Here is a 25,096-nt window from a genome sequence, read left to right on the forward strand (position 1 = left end):
CCTCGGAGTAGTTCTTCCTGACCATAGTTCTCGGATCATCTCGCTTCCCCAGCAAACGCTGGAATCAGCGTGTCCAAGAACCGGGGTCAGGCCCCGGTGTACGCGGTGGAGGACTGGTTGTCCTTCACGGTCGAGACCGACCCGGCACCGTTCGCCCCCGGGCCGACGTACGTGGTCGAGGTCACGACCCCGTTGCCGTCGGTGTAGGCGATGGTGCGGCCCCAGGCGTCGTATCCGGTCGAGACTCGCCCGGTCTCGCCGCGGGTGGACGGGTTCTGCGTGCCCGAGTAGTCCACAGCCCCTGTGGCCGAGCTGTAGTGGGTGAACGTGTCGTCCACGGGTGTCGAGCCGGACAGGCCGGCCACGGCGGTGTGCACGAGGGTCGCGCGGCCCGCCGGGTCGAACGTCGTCGCGTTGGTGGGTTGAGACTGCCGTCGATTCTGCGTGAAGACCGCCAGAACGCCACCGGCACGACACGACGATTCGTCGGAGAGTTCGCTGGGGTTAACCACGCCACCACCCGACGAACAGGTCCAGCCGCGCGACTTCGCCCTCCTACTGGGCGAGGTCGCGGCGCAGCGCGGTCGCGCCGTGCAGGTACACGTGCTTGACGTCCGCACGGGGCACGTCGAGCTCCGCGTGCGCCATGATCCGCACCACGCGCGGCAGCGCGCCGGGGACGTCGATCTCGACGGCGCACAGCAGCGGCACGTCCCCGAGCCCGAGCTCGCGCGCGGCCGCAGCGGGGAAGTCGGACCGCAGGTCGGGCGTGCAGGTGAACACGATGGAGATGAGCGCATCGGTGCTGATCGCGTTCTGCTCGAGGACCGCGGTGACGAGCTCGCGCGTGCGGTCGAACAGGTGCTCGCGCTCGTCGACGTCGAGCTGGGTCGCGCCCCGGACCGCGCGCACCGGGCTCACAGGCCGACCCCCGCCATGAGCGACCCCAGCTCCTCGCGGCCGAGGACGCGGGTGGACCCCGGGCGCAGGGTGCCGAGCCGGACGGGCCCGAAGCTCGTGCGCAGCAGGCGCGTGACCGGGAACCCGAGCTCCTCGAACAGGCGTCGCACGATGCGGTTGCGGCCCTCGTGGAGGGTCACCTCGACGAGCGACTGGTCGGGGGTGCGGTCCACGACCTTGTACGCGTCGGGTGTCGCGAGCCCGTCCTCGAGCATCACGCCCGCCTTGAGGGTGGCGCCGAGACCGTTCGGGACGCGGCCCTGCAGGGTCGCGAGGTACGTCTTCGCGACCTCGTAGCGGGGGTGCATGAGGCGGTTCGCGAGCTCGCCGTCGTTCGTGAGCAGGAGCAGGCCCTCGGTGTCGAGGTCCAGGCGGCCCACGTGGTACAGCCGCTCGTTGCGGTCGGCGACGAACTGCCGCAGGTCCGGGCGGCCCTCCTCGTCGTCCATCGTCGAGACGACACCGAGCGGCTTGTTGAGCGCCACGGTGACGAGCGACGTGTCGAGCTGGACGCGCAGCCCGTCGACGTGCACGACGGCCTTCTTCGGGTCGACGCGGACGCCGAGCGCGGTGACGCGCACGCCGTCGACCTCGACGCGACCGGCGGCGATGATCTCCTCGCACGCGCGGCGCGAGCCGTACCCCGCGGTCGCGAGCACCTTCTGCAGGCGGACGCCGTCAGGGTCGTGGACGTCACGCGGCGGAGTGCCGCCCTGGCGCGGCGGGGTGCGGTCGTTGCGGGGGCTCACGGGTTCTCCTGGTCGGTGGTGTCGACGAGGGCGTCGTCGAGGACGGGACCCCCGAGGACGTCCGGCCCGAAGGTGTCGAGGTCGGGCAGGTGGGGGGCGAGCGGCGGCAGCTCGTCGAGCGACGTGAAGCCCATCCGCTCCAAGAAGTATCCCGTAGTCCCGTACAGCACCGCACCGGATGGCTCGGTGCCGACCTCCGCGACCAGCCCGCGGGCCGCGAGGGTCCGCATGACGCCGTCGACGTTGACGCCGCGCACGGCGGAGACCTGCCCCCGGGTCACGGGCTGGCGGTACGCGACGACGGACAGGGTCTCGAGGGCCGCCTGGGTGAGCCGGGCCGTCTGCCCCTCGAGGACGAACCGACCGACGACGTCCGCGAACGCGGGCGCGGACCACACCCGCCACCCGCCACCGGCCTCGCGCAGCTCGAAGCCGCGCGGGCGCCCGCCGGACGCCCCGCGGTACTCGTCGGCGAGCTCGCGCAGCAGCTCCTCGACCCGCGCCGCCGGCAGCCCGAGCACGCTCGCGAGCTGGGCGACAGGCTGCGGCTCGTCGACCACCATGAGGACGGCCTCCAGCGCGGCGCGCGCCCCGCCGGGCAGGGTCTCCACGTCGAGCGCGGGCTCGGCGTCCGGACGGGGCACGGCATCAGCGAGGGGCTGGGCGACGGCGTCGGCGTCGGCGTCGGCGACAGACTCGGTGGCGGCCTGCTGGCTCATACGGGGACCTCCGTGGTCTGCTCGCGCGCCGACGGGGCGTCCCCGTCGTCGTAGTCGGTCGTCACGCTCACGTCCTCGTCCGCCCCGGCCCACCGGACCGTGAGCTCGCCGAGCGCCGCCACCTGGTCGAACCCGACGGCCCCCTCGCGGAACAGCTCGAGGAGCGCGAGGAAGCGCGCGACGACGACCAGCGTCGAGTCGGCGTCCGCGACGAGCGCACGGAAGGTCAGCGCGCCGTCCCGCCGCAGCCGCTCCGCCACGAGGACGGCCTGCTCGCGCACGCTCACGGCCGGCGCGTGCAGGTGGGCGAGGTCCACCCCGGGCGGCGGGGGCTTGGGCGCGAGCGTCCGCGCGGCGAGGGCGGCGAGCTGGTCCGGGCCGAGCTGCCACACGAGATCGGGCAGCAGGGCCGCGAACCGCGGCTCGAGCGCGACCGTCCGGGGGAACCGGCGGCCCTCCGTCGCGAGCCGCTCGCGCACCACGTCCGCGACCTGCTTGTACGCGCGGTACTGCAGCAGCCGGGCGAACAGGAGGTCGCGGGCCTCGAGGAGCTCGAGGTCCTCCGCGTCCTCGACGCCCGTGGACGGCAGCAGGCGGGCCGCCTTGAGGTCCAGCAGGGTCGACGCGACGAGCAGGAACTCGCTCGCGGTCGACAGGTCCCAGCCGGGAGCGTCGGCCCGCTCGGCCGCGCGGATGTAGGCGATGAACTCGTCGGTCACCTGCGCGAGCGCGACCTCGGTGACGTCGAGCTTGCGCTGCGAGATCAGGGACAGGAGCAGGTCGAACGGGCCGCTGAAGTTGTCGAGGTGGACCTCGAACGCGGCCTCGGACCGGTTCTCAGGCGGCGTCGCCACGCGCGACGAGCTCCCGGGCGAGCTGCCGGTAGGCGGTCGCGCCCGGGTGGGTGGGCGCGTACACGGTAATGGGCTCGGCCGCGACGGACGCGTCGGGGAACTTCACGGTCCGGCCGATGACGGTGTGGAACAGGGTGTCGCCGAACGCCTCGTAGACCCGCTGGACGACCTCGCGGGCGTGCAGGGTCCGCGAGTCGTACATCGTGGCGAGGATGCCGTCGACCTCGAGGCGCGGGTTGAGCCGGTCGCGCACCTTCTCGATCGTCTCGACGAGCAGGGCGACGCCGCGCAGCGCGAAGAACTCGCACTCGAGCGGGATCATCACGCCGTGCGCCGCCGTGAGGGCGTTCACGGTGAGCAGCCCGAGCGAGGGCTGGCAGTCGACGAGGATCACGTCGTACTCGTCCACGACGGACCGCAGGGCCCGCGACAGCACCGACTCGCGGGCGACCTCGCCGACGAGCTGGACCTCCGCCGCCGACAGGTCGATGTTGGCGGGCACGAGGTCGAGTCCCTCGACCTCGGTGCGCCGCAGCACGTCGTGCAGGTCGACGTCGCGCTCCATCATCGCGTTGTAGACCGTGAGGTCGAGCTCGTTCGGGTTGATGCCCAGACCGACGCTCGCCGCGCCCTGCGGGTCGAAGTCGACCACCAGCACCCGACGTCCGTACTCCGCGAGCGCCGCCGCGAGGCTGATCGTGGTGGTGGTCTTGCCGACGCCACCCTTCTGGTTGCACATCGCGATGATGCGAGCGGGCCCGTGCTCGGCGAGCAGCGCCGGTTCGGGGAACTCGGGCAGGACGCGCCCGACGGGGTCGTGGCGGACCTCTGCGCCGTCGGTGCTGCCTGAGCCGTCGGTGGCGGCGACTGTGTCGTCGGTGGCGGGCTGGTCCGTGTCGGCCGCGTACCCGTGGGCGCCGGCCGGCGCCGGGCGGACCGGCTCCTGGGTGCTCTGCGTTGCCTCGGTGCTCACGTGGCCAACGTACCTCAGGGCTCCGCCGGGGCCGCGAAGGTCGAGCGGCGCGTCCCGGACGGCCGACGCGTCCGGCCCGCACGCGCACCGGGCACGGGTCGGGTCAGCCGCGGGCGCGCGGGTGCGACGTGAGGTAGACCTCGCGCAGCGCGTCCGGGGTGACCTGCGTGTAGAGCTGGGTGGTCGTGACGGACGCGTGCCCGAGGAGCTCCTGGACCACGCGGACGTCCGCTCCCCCGGCGAGCAGGTGGGTCGCGAAGGAGTGCCGCAGGGTGTGCGGGGAGACGTGCTCGCCGAGGCCGGCGGTGTCGGCGGCGCGGCGCAGCACGGCCCAGGCGCTCTGCCGGGACAGCCGGTCGCCGCGCGTGTTGAGGAAGACGGCGGGGCCGCCGCGCCCCGTCGCGGCGAGTGCGGGCCGGGCGCGCACCAGGTAGGCGTCCACGGCAGCGACGGCGTAGGAGCCCACGGGGACGACGCGCTCCTTGCGTCCCTTGCCGAAGAGGCGGACGGCGGGGGCGGCGCCGGTGAGGTCGACGTCGTCGACGTCGAGGCCGACGGCCTCGGAGATCCGGGCGCCGGACGAGTACACGAGCTCGAGCAGGGCGCGGTCGCGCAGCGGGCCCGGACCGTCGCCGCTGCCGGCGGCGTCGAGCAGGCGGGCGACGTCGTCGACGGCGAGCGCGTGGGGCAGGCGCCGGGGCCGCGCGGGCGGACGGACGTCGCGGGCCGGGTCGGTGGGCGTGTCGCCCTCGGCGGCGAGGAAGGCGTGCCAGCCGCGCACAGCGGCGAGGCAGCGGGCGGCGGACGCGGCGGACAGGACGGCGCCGTCGTCTCCGGTGCGCACGGCCACGAGGAACGCCTCGACGCAGGCCGGGTCGACACCGGTGACGCCGGTGACGCCGCGGGCGTCGAGGAAGCGCAGGTAGCGGGCGAGGTCGCGCCGGTAGGCGGAGGTGGTGTTGCGCGACAGCCCGCGTTCCACGGTGAGGTGCGCGAGGTACTGGTCCAGCGCCTGCTCGGGCGTCCGCGCCGGGCTCACCCGGAGGTCACCAGGGCAGGAACACGTCGACGCACACCGCGACGGACAGCAGCGTCAGGTAGGTGATCGACGCGTGGAAGACCTTCATCTCGTACAGCTTGGCCTTCTGCGCGCCGGCCTCGTTGTTGTGCTCGGCGCGGCGCAGCATCTGGACGCACAGGGCGAGGAACCACACACCCAGGGCGAGCGCCACGACGGCGTACACCCAGGTCATGTGCGCGAGCGGCACGAGGAGCAGCGAGCACACGATCATCGCGACCGTGTACCAGACCATCTCGCGGGCGACGCGGTCGTCCTTCGCGACGACGGGGAGCATCGGGACGCCCGCGTTCGCGTAGTCGCGGCGGAACTTCATCGACAGGGGCCAGTAGTGCGGCGGGGTCCAGAAGAACACCACGCCGAACAGTGCGACGGGCGCCCAGGACACGCCACCGGTGACGGCCGACCAGCCGATGAGGACGGGCATGCAGCCCGCGATGCCGCCCCACACGATGTTCTGCGGGGTGCGGCGCTTGAGGATCATCGTGTAGCCCACGACGTACAGCAGGATCGCGCCGACGGCGAGCAGCGCGGAGGCCACGTTGACGAACGCGACGAACCACGCCATCGAGACGACGCCCAGGCCGAGGCCGAACAGCAGGGCGGCGCGCGGGCTGATCTCGCCGGTCGCGGTGGCGCGGCGACGGGTGCGGTTCATCACCTGGTCGATGTCGCGGTCCAGGTAACAGTTGAGGACGTTCGCCGACCCGGCGGCCAGGGCGCCGCCGACGAGCGTCGCGACGACGAGCCACCAGGACGGGAAGCCGCCCTGCGCGAGGATCATCGTCGGGATGGTCGTGACGAGCAGCAGCTCGATGACGCGCGGCTTGGTGAGCGCGACGTACGCGCCGAGCCGGTGTCGCCACCCCGCCCCCGTGACCTCGGCGCCGCCGCCGTCACCGGAGCGCGCAGGTCGCGAGGTGCCGTCGACGACGGAGGCCGTGTCGTGGCCGGGTGCCTGGCTCATGGTGGTCACGCGGGATCCGTGTTCCGTTCGGCTGCGAGGGGATGTGCTGGGGGCGCGCCACCGGGGCGCGCCGCACCCGCTCATGGTACGTCGTCCGGGGCGACGGCGGGCGCGGCGGCGCCCCGCCCGTCCGTGCGTCGGACCCCGAACTGTGATCCGCTGAACGGACACGGCCCGGCAGCGGTCCCGCGCTGTGGGTAGGCTGGACATCGCTGCGCGGTCCGCCCTCAGACACGCCCGCCAGCACGTCCCGTGCCCGCTCCCCGCGCCGTCTCCTGACGCGCCCCGCGGGCCGGGGTGTCACACACGTCGTGACGAACCGCACACCCGCGGTGCGTCACGACGCCACGTATCGGTGCCGCGAGGGCTGCGCTCCTCGCGCGGGAAATGAGGTTCGGTGAACGCGTTCACACCAGCAGGTCTGCCGCTCGAGTGGTCGGAGCTCGACGACCAGGCCGTCAAGACCATCAAGGCCCTCGCGGCCGACGCGGTCGAGAAGACCGGCAACGGGCACCCCGGGACGGCGATCTCCCTCGCCCCCGCGGCCTACCTGCTCTTCCAGAAGTTCCTGCGCCACGACCCGTCGGACCCCCAGTGGGTGGGCCGCGACCGGTTCGTGCTGTCCGCGGGCCACTCCTCCCTGACGCTGTACCTCCAGCTCTTCCTGTCGGGCTACGGCCTCGAGCTCGAGGACATCGAGTCGCTGCGCACGTGGGGCTCCAAGACCCCGGGCCACCCCGAGGTGGGCCACACGGACGGCGTCGAGATCACCACGGGTCCGCTCGGCCAGGGCCTCGCGTCCGCCGTCGGCATGGCCTTCGCGGCGCGCCGCGAACGGGGCCTGCTCGACCCGAACGCGGCCGCGGGCGAGAGCCCGTTCGACCACACCGTGTACGTCATCGCGGGCGACGGCGACCTCCAGGAGGGCGTGACGTCCGAGGCGTCGTCCCTCGCGGGCCACCAGCAGCTCGGCAACCTCGTCGTCATCTACGACCAGAACCACATCTCCATCGAGGACGACACGAACATCTCGTTCTCCGAGGACGTGCTGGGCCGCTACGAGGCGTACGGCTGGCACACGCAGCGCGTGGACTGGACGAACGGCGGCACCGGGTACACCGAGGACGTGCAGTCGCTCGCCGAGGCTGTCGCGGCCGCGAAGGCGGAGACGGGCAAGCCGTCGATCATCGCGCTGCGCACCGTGATCGGCTGGCCGTCGCCCACGAAGCAGAACACGGGCAAGATCCACGGCTCCGCGATGGGCGCCGACGAGGTCAAGGGCCTCAAGACCGAGCTCGGCCTCGACCCGGAGGCGTCGTTCGCGGTCGCGGGCGACGTGCTGGCGCACGCCCGCGAGGTCCAGGACCGCGGCACCGCGCTGCGCGGGACCTGGCAGACGGCGTTCGACGCGTGGACCGAGGCGAACCCGGAGGGTGCGGCCCTCCTCGAGCGCCTGCGCACCCGCACGCTCCCCGCGGGCTGGACGGACGCGCTGCCCGAGTTCCCGGCCGGCAAGGACGTCTCGACCCGCGCCGCGTCGGGCAAGGTCCTCGCGGCCCTCGCCCCCGTGCTGCCCGAGCTGTGGGGCGGCTCGGCCGACCTCGCCGAGTCGAACAACACCACGATGGAGGGCGAGCCGTCCTTCATCCCGGGCGAGCACTCCACCAAGGCGTGGACGGGCAACGCGTACGGCCGCACGCTCCACTTCGGCATCCGCGAGCACGCCATGGGCGCGATCCTCAACGGGATCGTGCTGCACGGCGGCACCCGTGCGTACGGCGGCACGTTCCTCGTGTTCTCCGACTACATGCGCCCGGCCGTGCGGCTCGCCGCCCTCATGCAGATCCCGACGACGTTCGTGTGGACGCACGACTCGATCGGTCTCGGTGAGGACGGCCCGACGCACCAGCCCGTCGAGCACCTCGCGGCGCTGCGCGCCATCCCGGGCCTCGACGTGATCCGCCCCGCGGACGCCAACGAGGTCGCGTGGGCGTGGCGCACGCTCCTCGAGCACACGGACCGCCCCGCGGGCATCGTCCTGACGCGCCAGAACATCCCGGTGTTCCCGCGCGGCGAGGAGGGCTTCGCCGACGCGTCCGGCACCGCGCAGGGCGCGTACGTCCTCGTGGACGCCCCCGAGGGCACGCCGGACGTCATCCTCCTCGCGACCGGCTCCGAGGTGCAGCTCGCCGTCGAGGCGCGCGAGCAGCTCGCCGGCGAGGGCGTCGGCGCACGCGTCGTGTCCGTGCCGTCGCGCGAGTGGTTCGACCAGCAGGACGCGGACTACCGCGAGTCCGTGCTGCCCGCCGCCGTGAAGGCCCGCGTGTCCGTCGAGGCCGCGGTCGCGCAGGGCTGGCGCGAGCTCGTCGGCGACGCCGGCCGCATCATCAGCCTCGAGCACTTCGGGGCGTCGGCCGACTACAAGACGCTGTACCGCGAGTTCGGCATCACGGCGGACGCCGTGGCCGAGGCGGCCCGGCAGTCCCTGGCCGCCGTCCGCGGCTGAGCCACCCGGTGGCGGGTGACCGGCGCACGTGCGCCGGGCACCCGCCACCGACCCGGCCCGCCCGGCGGGCCACGCAGGACCCGTGCGACGTCGAGAGGAAACGATCACCGTGACCGACAGCAACACCGACAGCACCACCCCCACCCGCGCGCTCTCCGAGGCCGGCGTCTCCATCTGGCTCGACGACCTGTCGCGCGAGCGGCTGCGCTCCGGCAGCCTCGCGGACCTCGTCGCGCGCCGCGACGTCGTGGGCGTGACGACGAACCCCACCATCTTCGCCAAGGCCCTGTCCGAGGGAGACGCGTACGACGAGCAGCTCGGCGCCCTCGCGGGCGCGGGCGTCCCGGCGGACGAGGCCGTGTGGACGATCACGACCGACGACGTCCGCGCCGCGGCCGACGTGCTGCGCCCCGTCTACGACGCCACGGACGGCGTCGACGGCCGCGTCTCGATCGAGGTCGACCCGCGCCTGGCGCGCGACACCGACGGCACCGTCGCGCTCGCCCAGCAGCTCTGGAAGGTCGTCGACCGTCCCAACGTCATGATCAAGATCCCGGCCACCGTCGAGGGGCTGCCCGCGATCACGCGCGTCCTCGCCGAGGGCATCTCCGTCAACGTGACGCTGATCTTCTCGCTCGAGCGCTACGGAGCCGTGATCGACGCGTTCGTCGACGGCATCGAGGGTGCCCGTGCGGCGGGGCTCGACCTGACGCGCATCGGCTCGGTCGCGTCGTTCTTCCTGTCGCGCGTGGACACCGCGGTCGACAAGGCGCTCGAGGCGGACGGGAGCGAGGCGGCGCTCGCCGAGCGCGGCACCGCGGCGCTCTCCAACGCGCGCCTCGCCTACGAGCTGTTCGGCGAGCGCTTCGGCACCGACCGGTGGCAGGACCTGGCCGCCGCGGGCGCGCACGTGCAGCGGCCGCTGTGGGCCTCGACCGGCACCAAGAACCCGGAGTACTCGGACACCCTCTACGTCACCGAGCTCGTCGCGCCGCACGTCGTCAACACGATGCCCGAGAAGACCCTCGACGCGGTCGCCGACCACGGCGACGTCACCGGCGACACGATCACCGGGACGTACGACGCGTCGCGCGCGCACCTCGCGGCCATCGAGTCGTCCGGCGTGTCCATGGCCCAGGTCACCCAGCAGCTCGAGGACGACGGCGTCGCCTCGTTCGTCACGAGCTGGGACGAGCTGCTCGAGACCATCACGGCCGGGCTGGCGCAGGCCGGCGACGGTGCCGGGGCCTGACGCCCCGCCCCGCACGGATCACCCGACGAGACAGGAAGCACCAGTGAGCCCAGCCAAGATCAGCGCGGGGAACAACCCTCTGCGGGACCCGCGCGACCTCCGTCTGCCCCGGATCGCCGGCCCCTGCGGGCTGGTCATCTTCGGGGTGACCGGAGACCTCGCCCGCAAGAAGCTCATGCCGGCGGTGTACGACCTCGCCAACCGCGGGCTGCTGCCCCCCGGCTTCGCGCTGACCGGGTTCGCCCGCCGCGACTGGGACGACCGGGACTTCGCCAAGGTCGTGTACGACGCGGTGAAGCAGCACGCGCGCACGCCCTTCCGGGAGGAGACCTGGCGTCAGCTCGCCGAGGGCATCCGGTTCGTGCAGGGCGAGTTCGGCGACCCCGAGGCGTTCGAGCGCCTGCGCACGACCGTCGAAGATCTCGACCGCGACCGCGGCACCAACGGCAACCACGCCTTCTACCTGTCGATCCCGCCGGGCGCGTTCCCGCAGGTGTGCGAGCAGCTCGCCAAGTCCGGCCTGTCGCACTCGAGCGAGGACGCGTGGCGCCGCGTCGTCATCGAGAAGCCGTTCGGGCACGACCTCGCTTCGGCCCGCGAGCTCAACGACGTCGTGTCGCAGGTGTTCGACCCGGACGCCGTGTTCCGGATCGACCACTACCTCGGCAAGGAGACCGTCCAGAACATGCTGGCGCTCCGCTTCGCGAACCAGCTCTACGAGCCCATCTGGAACGCGAACTACGTCGACCACGTGCAGATCACCATGGCCGAGGACATCGGCATCGGCGGGCGCGCCGGCTACTACGACGGCATCGGCGCGGCCCGCGACGTCATCCAGAACCACCTGATCCAGCTCCTCGCGCTCACCGCGATGGAGGAGCCCCTGAGCTTTGACGCCGCCGACCTGCGCGCCGAGAAGCTCAAGGTGCTCCGGGCCGTCCGGCTCCCCCACGACCTCGGCAAGCACACAGCGCGCGGCCAGTACGCGTCCGGCTGGCAGGGCGGCGAGGAGGTGCTCGGCTACCTCGACGAGCAGGGCATCGACAAGAAGTCGACGACGGAGACGTTCGCCGCGGTCCGCGTCGACATCGACAACCGCCGCTGGGCCGAGGTGCCGTTCTACCTGCGCACCGGCAAGCGCCTCGGTCGGCGCGTCACCGAGGTCGCCGTCGTGTTCAAGCGCGCGCCGCACCTCCCCTTCGAGTCGTCGCAGACGTCCGAGCTCGGCCACAACGCGCTCGTCATCCGCGTCCAGCCCGACGAGGGCGTGACCATCCGCTTCGGCGAGAAGGTCCCCGGGACCGCCATGGAGATCCGCGACGTCACGATGGACTTCGGCTACGGCCACGCGTTCACCGAGTCGTCCCCGGAGGCGTACGAGCGTCTCATCCTCGACGTGCTCCTCGGCGACCCGCCGCTGTTCCCGAGCCACGACGAGGTCGAGCTGTCCTGGAACATCCTCGACCCCGTCGAGAACTACTGGGCGACGCAGGGCCAGCCGGACCAGTACCGGTCCGGCGGCTGGGGCCCCGCGTCCGCCGACGAGATGATGGCCCGCGACGGCCGGACCTGGAGGCGACCGTGATCATCCACCTTCCCGAGACGACGGCGAACGACGTCGGCAAGCGGCTCGTCAAGCTGCGCGACGAGGGCGGCGCCGTGACGCTCGGTCGCGTCCTGACCCTCATCATCCGGGTCAACGAGGACGGCCTCGAGGAGGCCGTGCAGGCGGCGAACGACGCGTCCCGCGAGCACCCCTGCCGCGTGATCGTGGTGTCGCCCGTCGGCGCGCGCAACCACAAGGCGTCGCTCGACGCCGAGATCCGGGTCGGCGGCGACGCGGGCGCCAGCGAGGTCATCCTGCTGCGTCCGACCGGGCCGATCATCGACCACGTCGACACGCTCGTGACGCCGCTCCTGCTGCCCGACGTCCCGATCGTCGTGTGGTGGCCGTCGGAGTCGCCCGAGCGGCCCGCCGAAGACCTGCTGGGCAAGATCGCGCACCGGCGCGTCACCGACTCCACCAAGGAGACCGCCAGCGAGAAGATGCTCCGCCGCCTCGCCGAGCAGCACGAGCCGGGCGACACCGACCTCGCGTGGGCGCGGGTGACGCTGTGGCGGGCCCTCATCGCGGCCGCGCTCGACCAGCCCCCGTACGAGGACGTCACCGAGGTGGTCATCGAGGGCGAGTCGGGGCACACGTCGATCGACCTGCTCGCCGCGTGGCTCGGGCTGCGCCTGAAGTGCGCGGTGACGATCCGCCGGCACCGCGACGCCGACGCCATCACCCGCGTCGAGCTGCACCGTGCGAGCGGCCCGATCGTCCTCGACCGGCCGGACGGTCGCGTCGTGACGATCTCGCAGCCCGACCAGCCCGACCGCCACGTCGCGCTGCCGATCCGGCTCCTCAACGAGGCGCTCGCCGAGGAGCTGCGGCGGCTCGACCCCGACGAGACGTTCGGCGAGGTGCTCACCCAGGGCCTCGCGCGGATCGACGCCGCATGAGCACGCCGCGGCGCGTCGTCGTCCACCCCGACGCGGACGTCCTCGCGCAGGCTGCGGCCGCCCGGCTGCTCGTGCGCCTCACCGACCTGCAGTCCGTGCAGGGCGACGCGCACGTCGTCCTCACGGGCGGCACCGTGGGCATCAAGACGCTCGCGGCCGTCGCGGCCAGCCCGCTCGTCGACGCCGTCGACTGGTCGGGCGTCCACCTGTGGTGGGGCGACGAGCGCTTCCTGCCCGACGGCGACCCCGACCGCAACGAGACGCAGGCGCGCGACGCGCTCGTCGACTCGCTCGTGGCCGCGGGGGCCCTGCCCGCGGGGAACGTCCACCCGATGGCGCCGTCCGACGCGGTGAGCTCGCCCGAGGACTCCGCAGCCGCGTACGCGGCCGAGCTGGCCCGGTTCGCGGGCTCCTCCGGCGGGCTCGACGTGCCGCCCTTCGACGTCCTGCTGCTCGGCATGGGGCCGGACGGCCACGTCGCGTCGCTGTTCCCGGGGCACCGGGAGCTCGACGCCGAGGGAGTCGCCACGGTCGGCGTGCACGGCTCGCCGAAGCCGCCGGCCGAGCGTGTCTCCCTGACGTTCGACGCGATCCGGGCCGCCCGTGAGGTGTGGGTCGTCGCCGCGGGCGCGGAGAAGGCTGAGGCGGTCGCGCGGGCGCTGCGCCAGGACGACGTCCACGCCACCCCCGCCGCGGGGGCCGTGGGGACCGACGTCACGCTGTGGCTCGTCGACGCCGCGGCCGCCGGCACCGACGACGCCTGATCCCGCCCGTCATGCCAGAACGCCCGCCCCGGATCTCCGGGGCGGGCGTTCTGGCATGTCGGGCAGGCCCGCGTTCGCGGGCGGTGCGGTGTCAGCCGCCGCGGCGCGCGCGCAGCGCGGCGAGGGCTTCCTCGAGCAGGGCCGCGCCGTCCTCGTCGGTGCGACGCTCCTTCACGTACGCGAGGTGGGTCTTGTACGGCTCGTGCCGCACGGGCGACGGCGGGTTCGCCTGGTCCGTGCCCGCCGGAAGACCGCAGCGCGGGCAGTCCCACGTCACCGGGATCTCGACCTCGCCGTCGACCGCGAACGTCGGGCTCGTCTCGTGCCCGTTCGCGCACCAGAACGTCACCTTGAGCCGCGGCGCGACCTCGCCCCGCTCGGTCTCCCCCATCGGGCCCGCGCCGACGCGCGAACCCCGGATCGCACTACCCCCAGCCACCTCGCGCGCTCCCTAGTTGATCTTCTCGATGAGCCCCAGCAGCACGATGCACGCCGTCCACGTGAGGGCGATGATGATCGTGATGCGGTTCAGGTTCCGCTCGGCGACCCCGGAGCTGCCGGCGCTCGACGTGATGCCACCACCGAACATGTCGGAGAGACCGCCACCCTTCCCCTTGTGGAGCAGCACGAGCAGCACGAGCAGGAAGCTCGTGAGGACCAGAAGGACCTGAAGGGCGATGCGCAGGGCGTCCACGTGAATGCTTCCTCGAGTTCCGGGTGTCGAACAGGACAAGAGTAGGTGAGCAGGGGCCGATCCGACGAACCCGTCCGCGGCGGCGCCCGGAGGCGCCGCCGCGAGCACGAACGGTCAGACCGCGTGCCCCTGGTAGCGGGCGATCTTCGCGAACTCCTCGGGGTCGAGGCTCGCACCGCCCACCAGGGCACCGTCCACGTCGGGCTGCGCCATGATCGACGCCACGTTGCCGGACTTCACCGACCCGCCGTACAGGACGCGGACGCCGTCAGCCAGCTCCGCGTCGTAGAGCTCGGCGAGGCGGGCACGGATCGCACCGCACACCTCCTGGGCGTCCTCGGGGGTCGCGACCTCGCCGGTGCCGATGGCCCACACGGGCTCGTACGCCACCACGGCCTGGGCGGCCTGCTCGGCGGGCAGCCCGTCGAACGCGCCGTCGACCTGCGCGAGCGTGTACGACACCTGGTCGCCCGCCTTGCGGACGTCGAGGCCCTCGCCGACGCAGATGATCGGGACGATGCCCTGACCGAACGCCGACTTCGCCTTCGCGGCGACCAGCTCGTCCGTCTCGCCGTGGTACTGACGACGCTCGGAGTGGCCGATCACGGCGTACGAGACGCCGAGCTTGGCGAGCATGACAGGCGAGATCTCACCCGTGTACGCGCCGTCGGTGTGCGCCGAGACGTCCTGCGCGGCGTACTTGACCTGCAGCTTGTCCGCGTCGACGAGCGTCTGGACGCTGCGCAGGTCCGTGAACGGCGGCACGACGACGACCTCGACGGCCGAGTAGTCGTGCTTGCCGTCCTTGAGGGTCCACGCCAGCTTCTGCACGTGGTGGGTGGCCTGGAGGTGGTCCAGGTTCATCTTCCAGTTGCCCGCCATCAGCGGCGTGCGGGGGGTGCTCACAGGTGTTCTCTTCTCCGTGCTCGGGGGCCGTGACGGCCCCCTCGGGTCTGGTTGCGAGGGGTCAGGCGCCGAGGACCGCGAGGCCCGGCAGCTCCTTGCCCTCGAGGAACTCGAGGCTCGCGCCGCCACCGGTCGAGATGTGGCTGAAGCCGTCCTCGTCGAAACCGAGCAGGCGCACGGCCGCAGCCGAGTCGCCACCGCCGACGATCGAGAACGCGCCCTGTGCGGTCGCGTCGATCATGCCCTGCGCGACGGCGCGCGTGCCGCCCGCGAACGCGTCGAACTCGAACACGCCCATGGGGCCGTTCCAGACGATGGTCCGGCAGTCCAGCAGGGTGTCGGCGAACTGCTGCGCCGACTCGGGGCCGATGTCGAGGCCCATGGTGCCGTCCGGGATGGCGTCCGCGGCGACCGTGGTGTGCGGCGCGTCCGCGGCGAACGACTCCGCGGCGACGATGTCCGTCGGCAGGACGATCTCGACGCCGTTCTCCGCTGCCGTCGCGAGGTAGCCCTTGACCGTCTCGACCTGGTCCTCCTCGAGCAGCGACGAGCCGACCGAGTGGCCCTGCGCCTTGAGGAAGGTGAAGACCATGCCGCCACCGACGAGGATCTTGTCGGCCTTCGTGAGCAGGTTCGCGATGACGCCGAGCTTGTCCGAGACCTTCGACCCGCCGAGGACGACCGCGTACGGGCGCTCCGGGGACTCGGTGGCCTTCGAGAGCGACTCGACCTCCTTGAGGACGAGCAGGCCCGCGGCCGCCGGGAGCAGCTTCGCGACGTCGTAGACCGACGCCTGCTTGCGGTGCACGACGCCGAAGCCGTCGGACACGAACGCGTCCGCGAGGGCGGCGAGCTCGCCGGCCAGCTCCTCGCGCTCCGCGTCGACCTTGCTGGTCTCGCGCGCGTCGAAGCGGACGTTCTCGAGCAGCGCGACCCGGCCCTCGCCGAGGGCCGCGACCGTCGCGGTCGCCGAGGCGCCCACCACGTCGTCCGCGAGGGCGACGTCCTGGCCGAGCAGCTCGCCGAGCCGCTGCGCGACGGGGGCGAGCGAGTACTTCGCGTCCGGCTCGCCCTTCGGGCGGCCGAGGTGGGCCGTCACGACCACCTTCGCGCCGGCGTCGACCAGCGCCGTCAGCGTCGGCAGCGAGGCGCGGATCCGACCGTCGTCCGTGATGGTCTGCCCGTCGAGCGGGACGTTGAAGTCGGACCGGACGAGGACGCGCTTGCCGCGCAGGTCGCCGAGGTCCGCGATGGTCTTGACTGCCACGAGGGACTCCTTCAGGGGGTGCCGTGGGCCGGCCGCCGGCCGGTCGCGTGCGGGGGCATGACGACGCCCGCGGGGCACCACGGCGGAGAGCCGTGGTGCCGCGCGGGCGCCGGTGTCACGGGTGTCGCTCCGTACGGGGCGAACGGGTCGTCGTCAGAGCTTCTCGCCGACGAAGACCGTCAGCGCGACGAGGCTGTTCGAGTAGCCCCACTCGTTGTCGTACCAGGAGACGACCTTGACCTGGTCGCCGATCACCTTGGTGAGCTTCGAGTCGAAGATGCTCTGGTGCGGGTTCGTGACGATGTCGCTCGAGACGATCTCGTCCTCGACGTACTCGAGGTGACCCTTGAGCGCGCCCTCCGAGGCAGCCTTGACCGCGGCGTTGACCTCCTCGACCGTGACCTCCTTCGAGGCGGTGAAGGTGAGGTCCGTGGCCGAGCCCGTGATGACGGGGACGCGGAGCGCGTAGCCGTCGAGCTTGCCCTTGAGCTCCGGGAGGACCAGGGCCACGGCCTTGGCCGCACCGGTCGACGTCGGCACGATGTTCTGCGCGGCGGCACGGGCGCGGCGCAGGTCGCCGTGCGGGCCGTCCTGCAGGTTCTGGTCACCCGTGTAGGCGTGGATCGTGGTCATGAGGCCACGCTCGATGCCGATCGCGTCGTTGAGCGCCTTCGCGAGCGGGGCGAGGCAGTTCGTGGTGCACGACGCGTTGGAGATGACGTGGTGCGCGGCCGGGTCGTACAGGTCGTTGTTCACGCCCATGACGAACGTCGCGTCCTCGTTCTTCGCCGGGGCGGAGATGATGACCTTCTTCGCGCCGCCGGCGATGTGCGCCTTGGCCTTCGTCGCGTCGGTGAAGAAACCGGTCGACTCGATGACGATGTCGGCGCCCAGCTCGCCCCAGGGGAGGTTCGCGGGGTCGCGCTCGGCGAGCGCACGGATCTTCTTGCCGTCGACGATGATGTTGTCGTCGTCGTAGTCGACCGTCTTGGGGAAGCGGCCCAGCACCGTGTCGTACTTCAGCAGGTGCGCGAGCGTGTGGTTGTCGGTCAGGTCGTTGACGCCGACGACCTCGATGTCCGCACCGGACTCGACCAGAGCCCGGTAGAAGTTGCGACCGATACGGCCGAAGCCGTTGATACCGACGCGGATGGTCACTGTGCCCTCCTAGGGCGCGTCGGTGTTTCTCCGACGCACACGGTTGTTGTCGAACGTGTCGTACATCGGCGTACGGGGACGACCGTTCGTGAGCATGCCGCAGCCTGGGGAAAGAGCGGGACATAGTCAGGACGGTCGCCCGACATGACCAAGCCTATACCGGATGACGGAACGCGACGCGGTGGTGTCCTGCAGCCGAGACGCTCCGTCCCGCACCCCGCACGATAGGCAGGAGTGCTCACAGACCGCCGCAGCCGCGCGGGCGCGCGACACAGCCGATCGACGTGCCCGACCGGGCCGCCGGGACCGTCTCAGAGGTCGAGCAGGTCCGGGGCGAGGCCCGAGGTCGTCCCCGGGATGCCGAGCTCCTCGGCGCGCTTGTCCGCGGTCGCCAGCAGCCGCCGGATGCGGCCCGCCACCGCGTCCTTCGTGAGGGGCGGGTCGGCGCGCTGGCCGAGCTCCTCGAGCGACGCGTCCTTGTTGGCGAGCCGCAGCTGGCCCGCCTCGCGCAGGTGCTCGGGGACCTCGTCGCCGAGGATGTCGAACGCTCGTGCCACGCGGGCACCGGCGGCCACGGCCGCCCGCGCCGAGCGGCGCAGGTTCGCGTCGTCGAAGTTCGCGAGACGGTTCGCGGTCCCCCGGACCTCGCGGCGCGTGCGCCGCTCCTCCCAGACCACGACGGTCTCGTGCGCGCCGAGCCGCGTGAGCAGCGCGCTGATGGCGTCGCCGTCGCGGATGACGACCCGGTCGACACCGCGCACCTCGCGGGACTTCGCCTGCACGCCGAGGCGTCGCGCCGCGCCCACGAGCGCGAGCGCCGCCTCCGGGCCCGGGCACGTGACCTCCAGGCTCGCCGAGCGGCCCGGCTCGGTGAGCGACCCGTGCGCGAGGAACGCGCCGCGCCACGCCGCCTCCGACTCCCCCGCCCCCGCGGCGACGACCTGCGGGGCGAGACCGCGCACCGGGCGTCCCCGACCGTCCAGCAGACCCGTCTGCCGGGCCAGCGACTCGCCGTCCCGGACCACGCGGACCACGTAGCGGCGCTGGCGCTGGATGCCTCCGGCGGACTTCACGATGACGTCGCTGTGGTGCCCGTAGACCTCGAGGATGGCCTGCCGCAGCCGGCGCGCGGCCGCGGCGGTGTCGAGCTCCGCCTCCACCACGATCCGGCCCGAGATGATGTGCAGGCCGTTGGCGAACCGCAGCATCGCCGCGACCTCCGCCTTGCGGTACGACGGGCGTTCCACGGGCAGCCGCGCCAGCTCGTCCTTCACCTGTGCCGTCAACGCCATGGGGTCATCCTGCCATCTCGGCCACCGCGACGTTCACGTCACCGGCCGCCGGTGCGGGCGTCAGTCGGCGCGGCGTCCGACGTCCCCGAGGAAGCCCTCGAACACGTCACGGTAGGCACCCGCGAGCCGGAGCGGGTCGTGCCGGGCCGTGCCGTCGCCGCGGCTGACCTGGCGCAGCAGGAGCCGCGCCCCGAAGCGGCCCGCGGCGTCCGCCAGCGTGTCGAGGTCCTCGACCGCAGACGGGTCGGCCACGACCACGTCGATGCGCAGCTCGGGCGCGTACCGGTGCAGGACCTCGAGGTGCTCCGTGCTCGTCAGCCCGTCGGTCTCCCCGGCCTCGGGCTCGAGGTTGAGCGTGACGCAGCGCCGCGCGGGCGTCTTGTGCAGGGCGGCGGCGAGGTCCGGCACGAGCAGGTGCGTCAGGACCGACGAGTACCAGGACCCGGGCCCGAGCACGACCCAGTCCGCCGCCTCGACCGCCTCGACGGCCTCCGGGCACGCCGCCGGGTCGGACGGTGTCATCCGCAGGTCCATGATCCGGCCGGGCGCCTTCGCGACCTGGCTCTGGCCGCGGACGGTGACGAGGTCGTGGCCGACGCGGCAGTCCGCCTCGATGCGGAGCGGCTCGAGCGAGACCGGCAGCACCCGCCCCCGCACGCCGAGCAGCTGGCCGACCCAGTCGAGCCCCGCGACGGGGTCGTCCAGCATCTCCCACAGCGCCGCGATGATGAGGTTCCCGACCGCGTGGTTGTCGAGCGGTCCGTCCGTGGCGAACCGGTGCTGCATCAGGTCGCGCCACGTGCGTCCCCAGTGCGTGTCGTCGCACAGGGCGGCGAGCGCCATCCGGAGGTCGCCGGGCGGCAGGACGTCGAGCTCGGAGCGGAGCCGGCCGGACGATCCGCCGTCGTCGGCGACCGTCACCACGGCGGTGAGGGTGCCGGCGACGAGCCGCATGGCCTCGAGGGACGCGGCGAGCCCGTGGCCCCCGCCGAGCGCCACGACCGACGGACCGGAGGCGCGCTCGTGGCGCCCGGTGGCGGGCCCCCGGGCGCCCGGGCGTGCCGCGGCGCTCACTCCTTCCCCAGGTCGCGAGTGGTGACGAGCACGCGCTCGCCGGTGTCGCGGAGCCGTCGCGCCATCTCCTCGGCGACGGCGACGGAGCGGTGCTTGCCACCCGTGCAGCCGACGGCGATGGTGACGTTGCGCTTCTCCTCGCGCAGGTACCCGGCGAGGACGGGCTCGAGCGCGGCGAGGTATCGCTCGACGAACTCGGTCGCGCCGGGCTGGGAGAGCACGTAGTCGCGGACGGGTTCGTCGCGCCCGGTGAGGTGGCGCAGCTCGGTGATCCAGTAGGGGTTGGCGAGGAACCGCATGTCGACGACGAGGTCGGCGTCCAGCGGCAGCCCGTACTTGAACCCGAAGGCGACGATGTTGATGCGCAGCGTGTCGGGCGCACCGTCGGCGACCGCGGCCCGGACCTCGCGGGCGAGGTCGTGCACGGACAGCGTGGACGTGTCGATGACGACGTCGGCGTGCTGCTGGACCTTGGCGAGGAGGCGTCGTTCGGCGCCGAGGCCGTCGAGGATGCGTCCTTCGCCCTGCAGGGGGTGGGGGCGGCGGACCTGCTCGTAGCGGCGGACGAGGACCTCGTCGGACGCGTCGAGGTAGAGGATGCGGAAGAAGACGCCGACCTGGCGCAGGTGCGCGAGCACCTCGTCGAGGTCGGAGAAGAACTGTCCGCCGCGGGCGTCGACGACGGCAGCGATGCGCTCGACCGAGCTGTCGCTGCGCGTCATGAGGTCGACGAGCGGCACGATCATGCGCGGCGGGAGGTTGTCGACGACGTACCAGCCGAGGTCTTCGAGGACGGCGGCCGCGCGGCTGCGGCCGGCGCCCGACACCCCGGTCACGAGGACGAGCTCGCGGTCGTGGTGCGCGGGGGGCGCGGTGGCGGCCTCCACGGCGGGGATGCCGGCGGGGACGGTCAGGGGGTCGGGCTCGGTCGTCACGTGTCCAGCATGCCAGCAGGCGGCTGCCGCGCGGGCGTGTCCTGGTCGGGCGCGCGGGCGGCCGTCTCCGGCTCGGGCGCGCGGGCAGCCGTCTCCGGCTCGGGCGCGAGGGCGGCGACGACGGCGCGGGCGAGCGCGTCCCCGAAGCCGGGGACAGTCGCGATCTCCTCGGCGCTGGCGGCGCGCAGCCGCTTCACGGAACCGAACTGGCGCAGCAGCGCCTTCTGCCGGGCCGGGCCGAGGCCGGGGACGTCGTCGAGGACGGAGACGGTCATGCCCTTGCCGCGGCGCGACCGGTGGAACGTGATCGCGAACCGGTGGGCCTCGTCCCGCACTCGCTGCAGCAGGTACAGCCCCTCGGAGGAGCGTTCGAGGATCACGGGGTACTCCTCCCCCGGCACCCAGACCTCCTCGAGGCGCTTGGCGAGGCCGCAGAGGGCGACGTCGGTGATGCCGAGCTCGTCGAGCGCGCGGGCGGCGGCGGCGACCTGCGGCGGGCCGCCGTCGACGACGACGAGGTTCGGCGGGTACGCGAACCGCTTGGCTCCCGCCTCGGCGGGCACGGCGCCCCCCCGGCCTGCGGCGTCCTCCTCGACGGAGTCGAGCTCGACGTCGGACTGGCCGTCGCGGTCCTGCAGGTAGCGGCGGAACCGTCGCGTGATGACCTCGTGCATGGCGGCGGTGTCGTCACGGGCGCCGTCGCCGTCGGGGCCCCGGACGGAGAACCGGCGGTACTCGCTCTTGCGGGGCAGCCCGTCCTCGAAGACGACCATCGACGCCGACTGGTACGTGCCCTGCGTGGTCGAGATGTCGTAGCACTCGATGCGCAGGGGCGCGGTGTCGAGGTCGAGCGCCTCCTGGATCTCGCGGAGCGCCTGCGACCGGGTGGTGAGGTCGCCCGCACGGCGGGTGCGGTGCAGCGCCAGGGCCTGCTCCGCGTTGCGGTGCACCGTCGCGGCGAGGTCGCGCTTGTCGCCGCGCTGCGGCACCCGGACGGACACCCTGGCGCCCCGCAGTCCGCTGAGCCACGCGACGACGTCGTCGAGGTTGCTCGGCAGCTCGGGCACGAGGACCTCGCGCGGCACCGCGTCGGACGTGCCGCGCTCGTCGGGCACCGCGGTGCCGTACACCTGCTGGAGGAGGTGCTCGACGAGGTCGGCGTCCGTGACGTCCTCGACCTTCTCGACGACCCAGCCGCGCTGGCCGCGGATGCGACCGCCGCGCACGTGGAACACCTGGACGGCCGCCTCGAGCTCGTCGCCCGCGAGCGCGAACACGTCCGCGTCGGTGCCGTCGCCGAGCACGACGGCGTTCTTCTCGGTGGCCCGCTCGAGGGCGGCGATGTCGTCGCGCAGGCGGGCCGCCTGCTCGTACTCCATCGCCTGGGCGGCCTCCTGCATGCGTGCGGTGAGCCTCTTGACGAACTTCGCGGTGTCGCCCGCCATGAAGTCGCAGAAGTCGGCCGCGAGCGCCCGGTGCTCGTCCGCGTCGACGCGGCCGACGCAGGGTGCGGAGCACTTGTCGATGTAGCCGAGCAGGCAGGGTCGTCCGGTCTGCTGGGCGCGCCGGAACACGCCGGCGGAGCAGGTCCTGATCGGGAAGACGCGGAGCAGCAGGTCGAGGGTCTCGCGGATGGCCCAGGCGTGGCCGTAGGGGCCGAAGTAGCGGGTGCCCTTGCGCTTGGCGCCCCGCATGACCTGCGCGCGGGGGAACTCCTCGCCCATCGTGACGGCGAGGTACGGGTAGGACTTGTCGTCGCGGTACTTGACGTTGAACCGCGGGTCGAACTCCTTGATCCAGGAGTACTCGAGGGCGAGCGCCTCGACCTCGGTGCCGACGACGGTCCACTCGACCGACGCGGCCGTGGTGACCATGGACTGGGTGCGCGGGTGGAGGTTCGCGACGTCCTGGAAGTAGTTCGCGAGGCGCGAGCGCAGGTTCTTCGCCTTGCCGACGTAGACGACGCGCCCGTGCGGGTCGCGGAACCGGTAGACGCCCGGGTCGGTGGGGATCTCTCCCGGCGCGGGCCGGTAGGTCGCAGGATCGGGCATGCCCCGAGCCTAGTTCGCGGGGCCGACACCGACGCCGCCGGCCGGGGACGACGGACGCCCGCCCCCGGGGTGCGGGGACGGGCGTCCGACGTGTCAGCGGGTCGTCACGGCCAGTAGGCGTCGAAGTTCTTCGTGAACGGGCTCCCGTTGTACAGGTCCCAGTTGATCGACCACGTCATGAGGCCGCGCAGACCCGGCCAGGTGCCATGGGTCTTGTAGCTGCCGCACCCGGTGCCCTTGGTGAGGCAGTTGAGCGTCGTGGTGACGTCGGCGGGCGACGTGTACCCGTTGCCCGCGTACGAGTTGGCGGGCAGGCCGATGGCGACCTGGTCGGGGCGCAGCGCGGGGAACATCTTGGTGGTGTCCTTCGCGACCGGGAACCCGGTGAGCAGCATGTCCGTCATCGCGATGTGGAAGTCCGCGCCGCCCATCGAGTGGTACTGGTCGTCGAGGCCCATGATCGAGCCCGAGTTGTAGTCCTGGACGTGCAGCAGGGTGAGGTCGTCGCGCAGCGCGTAGATGACCGGGAGGTAGGCGCCGCAGCGCGGGTCCTGCCCGCCCCACGGGCCGGAGCCGTAGTACTGGTAGCCGTTCTGGACGAAGAACGTCTCGGGTGCCATCGTCAGGACGAACCCGGCGCCGTACTTCGCCTTGAGGGACTTGAGCGCCGAGATGAGGTTGACGACCACCGGGGTGGTCGGGCTGCGGAAGTCGTTGTCACCCGTGTTGAGCGACAGCGAGTGGCCCTCGAAGTCGATGTCGACGCCGTCGAGGCCCCACGTGTCGATGATGGTGCTCACCGAGCTGACGAACGCGTCGCGCGCGGCGGTCGTCGTCAGCTGGACCTGGCCGTTCTGCCCGCCGATGGAGAGCAGGACCTTCTTGCCGGCGGCGCGCTTCGCGGCGATCGCCGCCTTGAAGTCGGCGTCGGACTCGACGTTCGGGCACTCGCTGACCTTGCACCGCGTGAACCGGATGTCGCCCGACGTGACCGACGTCGGCTCGCCGAACGCGAGGTCGATGACGTCCCACGACGACGGCACGTCGGCCATGCGGACGTACCCCGCCCCGTTCGCGAACGACGCGTGCAGGTAGCCGACCAGCGCGTGCGTGGGGAGCGCGCCGCCGCCGGTCCCCCCGCCGCTCGTCGCGGTCGTGGCGGTCACGGCCGACGACTTCGCGGACTCGCCCGCGGCGTTCGTGGCCGTCACCTGGAACGAGTAGGCGGTGGCGGCCGCCAGCCCGGACACCGTCGTCGACGGGGACGTGGTCGTCGACACCTTCGTCCCGTCCCGGTAGACCGCGTAGCCGGTGGCGCCCGAGACGGCGTTCCACGTGAGGGGAACGCTGCTGGTCGTCGTCGTGCCGGCGGCGAGGCCCGTGGGCGCGGCCGGCACGGTCGGCGTCGTACCGCCGGACGCCGTCGTCGCGCTGACGGCCGACGACTTCGCGGACTCGCCCGCGGCGTTCGTGGCCGTCACCTGGAACGAGTAGGCGGTGGCGGCCGCCAGCCCGGACACCGTCGTCGACGGGGACGTGGTCGTCGACACCTTCGTCCCGTCCCGGTAGACCGCGTAGCCGGTGGCGCCCGACACGGCGGTCCATGACAGCGGGACGGACGACGACGTGGCGGTCCCGACCTTCAGGCCGGTCGGGGCCGCCGGGATGGTCGGCGTCGTGGTGCCGCCGCCGGGACCGACCAGGCTCACGTCGTCGACGACGTACGCGGGCTGGCCGTACCAGCCGTGCAGGAAGATCGTCGCGGTGGAGGCCGTGGCGGACGTCGTGAACGTCAGGCTGAGCTTCTGCCACGTGGCGGCCGACGGGGTCCAGGTCGTCACGGGAGACGCTGTGGCACCGCTCTCGCCGAGGTAGACGTACGAGCCCTGTACCCACGCGCTGAGGGTGTAGGTGGCGTTCGGCTGGACCGTGACGGTCTGGCTGCACTGGGCGTTGTCGCTGCCGGCGGGCGTGGCCTTGAGCGCTCCCGTGCCGGTGTGCACCGGGGTCGAGACGGCCTGCCCGCTGCTCGCGGCGCACGACCATCCGGTGAGGCCCGACTCGAAGCCGCCGTTGGCGGCGAGCTCGCCGTCGGCCGCGCCCGCCGGGCCGGCGACCAGCACGGCCGCTCCGGCGAGCACCGCGGTGGACAGGAGAGCGGCGACCCGGGCGAGCCGGCGCCGTCGTGCTGTGGTGCGTTCCATGATCGACTCCGTCGTCGCAGGGATTGATGCACAGGTATTTGTTAGCGGACCTTTCTCCCGTCCGCCCACGGCTGTCAAGAAGGCGTCCATCTGCCGGACACGTGTCCGCGCGCGGCGAGATGTCTTGATCGTCCGAATCATCGTTCCGTACCCGCGGAACCGGTCACGGCGTCGATCACGGTGTCGGT

The 25,096-nt window shown here is 72.8% G+C and carries 23 protein-coding genes; 5 read left to right on the forward strand and 18 right to left on the reverse strand.

Annotated elements, in window-relative coordinates:
- Positions 1-86: 86 nt before the first annotated feature.
- From CLV34_RS14535 to CLV34_RS14570, 8 genes are all read right to left on the reverse strand, one after another.
- A complete protein-coding gene (locus tag CLV34_RS14535) occupies positions 87-512 on the reverse strand; it encodes a hypothetical protein (protein WP_157803872.1) in 426 nt (141 codons plus the stop codon).
- Positions 513-555: 43 nt separating this feature from the next.
- A complete protein-coding gene (aroH, locus tag CLV34_RS14540) occupies positions 556-921 on the reverse strand; it encodes a chorismate mutase (RefSeq protein ID WP_100351045.1) in 366 nt (121 codons plus the stop codon).
- Complete coding sequence (locus CLV34_RS14545) at positions 918-1,709, reverse strand: pseudouridine synthase (protein ID WP_100351046.1); 792 nt, start codon at positions 1,707-1,709, stop codon at positions 918-920. Before CLV34_RS14545 ends, aroH begins: the two co-directional genes overlap by 4 nt.
- Complete coding sequence (gene scpB / locus CLV34_RS14550; protein ID WP_100351047.1) at positions 1,706-2,428, reverse strand: SMC-Scp complex subunit ScpB; 723 nt, start codon at positions 2,426-2,428, stop codon at positions 1,706-1,708. The genes CLV34_RS14545 and scpB overlap by 4 nt, the downstream gene beginning before the upstream one ends.
- Complete coding sequence (locus tag CLV34_RS14555) at positions 2,425-3,282, reverse strand: segregation and condensation protein A (protein WP_100351048.1); 858 nt, start codon at positions 3,280-3,282, stop codon at positions 2,425-2,427. Before CLV34_RS14555 ends, scpB begins: the two co-directional genes overlap by 4 nt.
- Positions 3,266-4,081: a ParA family protein gene (locus CLV34_RS14560; RefSeq protein WP_245859280.1), complete on the reverse strand. Its 816-nt coding sequence runs from the start codon at positions 4,079-4,081 to the stop codon at positions 3,266-3,268. Before CLV34_RS14560 ends, CLV34_RS14555 begins: the two co-directional genes overlap by 17 nt.
- A gap of 277 nt (positions 4,082-4,358) precedes the next feature.
- Positions 4,359-5,294 carry a site-specific tyrosine recombinase XerD gene (locus CLV34_RS14565; protein WP_100351050.1) on the reverse strand — a complete coding sequence of 312 codons (936 nt, stop codon included), beginning with the start codon at positions 5,292-5,294 and terminating at the stop codon, positions 4,359-4,361.
- Positions 5,295-5,301: 7 nt separating this feature from the next.
- Positions 5,302-6,300 carry a heme o synthase gene (locus CLV34_RS14570; RefSeq protein WP_100351142.1) on the reverse strand — a complete coding sequence of 333 codons (999 nt, stop codon included), beginning with the start codon at positions 6,298-6,300 and terminating at the stop codon, positions 5,302-5,304.
- Positions 6,301-6,697: 397 nt separating this feature from the next.
- Here CLV34_RS14570 and tkt point away from each other — a divergent pair, with 397 nt between their 5' ends.
- From tkt to pgl, 5 genes are all read left to right on the forward strand, one after another.
- A complete protein-coding gene (gene tkt / locus CLV34_RS14575) occupies positions 6,698-8,806 on the forward strand; it encodes a transketolase (protein ID WP_100351051.1) in 2,109 nt (702 codons plus the stop codon).
- A gap of 109 nt (positions 8,807-8,915) precedes the next feature.
- Positions 8,916-10,058: a transaldolase gene (tal, locus tag CLV34_RS14580; RefSeq protein ID WP_100351052.1), complete on the forward strand. Its 1,143-nt coding sequence runs from the start codon at positions 8,916-8,918 to the stop codon at positions 10,056-10,058.
- Between the two features lie 43 nt (positions 10,059-10,101).
- Positions 10,102-11,643: a glucose-6-phosphate dehydrogenase gene (gene zwf / locus CLV34_RS14585; RefSeq protein ID WP_100351053.1), complete on the forward strand. Its 1,542-nt coding sequence runs from the start codon at positions 10,102-10,104 to the stop codon at positions 11,641-11,643.
- Complete coding sequence (locus CLV34_RS14590) at positions 11,640-12,563, forward strand: glucose-6-phosphate dehydrogenase assembly protein OpcA (protein ID WP_100351054.1); 924 nt, start codon at positions 11,640-11,642, stop codon at positions 12,561-12,563. Before zwf ends, CLV34_RS14590 begins: the two co-directional genes overlap by 4 nt.
- A complete protein-coding gene (pgl, locus tag CLV34_RS14595; protein WP_100351055.1) occupies positions 12,560-13,327 on the forward strand; it encodes a 6-phosphogluconolactonase in 768 nt (255 codons plus the stop codon). Before CLV34_RS14590 ends, pgl begins: the two co-directional genes overlap by 4 nt.
- A gap of 91 nt (positions 13,328-13,418) precedes the next feature.
- Here the strand turns inward: pgl and CLV34_RS14600 are convergent, their stop codons facing one another.
- The 10 genes from CLV34_RS14600 to CLV34_RS14645 all read right to left on the reverse strand — a co-directional run bounded on the left by CLV34_RS14600 (position 13,419) and on the right by CLV34_RS14645 (position 24,908).
- A complete protein-coding gene (locus tag CLV34_RS14600; protein ID WP_100351056.1) occupies positions 13,419-13,766 on the reverse strand; it encodes an RNA polymerase-binding protein RbpA in 348 nt (115 codons plus the stop codon).
- Between the two features lie 12 nt (positions 13,767-13,778).
- On the reverse strand, positions 13,779-14,021 hold the full coding sequence (secG, locus tag CLV34_RS14605) for a preprotein translocase subunit SecG (protein WP_100351057.1): 243 nt from the start codon (positions 14,019-14,021) through the stop codon (positions 13,779-13,781).
- A gap of 114 nt (positions 14,022-14,135) precedes the next feature.
- A complete protein-coding gene (gene tpiA, locus CLV34_RS14610; RefSeq protein WP_100351058.1) occupies positions 14,136-14,927 on the reverse strand; it encodes a triose-phosphate isomerase in 792 nt (263 codons plus the stop codon).
- Between the two features lie 61 nt (positions 14,928-14,988).
- Positions 14,989-16,194, reverse strand: coding sequence for a phosphoglycerate kinase (locus CLV34_RS14615; RefSeq protein WP_100351059.1), 1,206 nt, complete (start codon positions 16,192-16,194; stop codon positions 14,989-14,991).
- Between the two features lie 153 nt (positions 16,195-16,347).
- The gene (gene gap, locus CLV34_RS14620; protein WP_100351060.1) at positions 16,348-17,352 is read right to left on the reverse strand and encodes a type I glyceraldehyde-3-phosphate dehydrogenase; all 1,005 of its coding nucleotides are present in this window, start codon (positions 17,350-17,352) and stop codon (positions 16,348-16,350) included.
- A 311-nt stretch (positions 17,353-17,663) separates the two neighbouring features.
- Positions 17,664-18,644 carry a DNA-binding protein WhiA gene (gene whiA, locus CLV34_RS14625; protein WP_100351061.1) on the reverse strand — a complete coding sequence of 327 codons (981 nt, stop codon included), beginning with the start codon at positions 18,642-18,644 and terminating at the stop codon, positions 17,664-17,666.
- A gap of 60 nt (positions 18,645-18,704) precedes the next feature.
- A complete protein-coding gene (locus CLV34_RS14630) occupies positions 18,705-19,718 on the reverse strand; it encodes a gluconeogenesis factor YvcK family protein (RefSeq protein WP_100351062.1) in 1,014 nt (337 codons plus the stop codon).
- Positions 19,715-20,653: an RNase adapter RapZ gene (gene rapZ, locus CLV34_RS14635; protein ID WP_100351063.1), complete on the reverse strand. Its 939-nt coding sequence runs from the start codon at positions 20,651-20,653 to the stop codon at positions 19,715-19,717. The genes CLV34_RS14630 and rapZ overlap by 4 nt, the downstream gene beginning before the upstream one ends.
- Positions 20,650-22,704: an excinuclease ABC subunit UvrC gene (gene uvrC / locus CLV34_RS14640; protein WP_100351064.1), complete on the reverse strand. Its 2,055-nt coding sequence runs from the start codon at positions 22,702-22,704 to the stop codon at positions 20,650-20,652. The genes rapZ and uvrC overlap by 4 nt, the downstream gene beginning before the upstream one ends.
- A 104-nt stretch (positions 22,705-22,808) precedes the next feature.
- On the reverse strand, positions 22,809-24,908 hold the full coding sequence (locus CLV34_RS14645) for a glycoside hydrolase family 18 protein (RefSeq protein ID WP_100351065.1): 2,100 nt from the start codon (positions 24,906-24,908) through the stop codon (positions 22,809-22,811).
- Between the last annotated feature and the right edge of the window lie 188 nt (positions 24,909-25,096).

This window comes from Luteimicrobium subarcticum, assembly GCF_002798015.1.
GTDB classification, from domain to species: domain Bacteria; phylum Actinomycetota; class Actinomycetes; order Actinomycetales; family Cellulomonadaceae; genus Luteimicrobium; species Luteimicrobium subarcticum.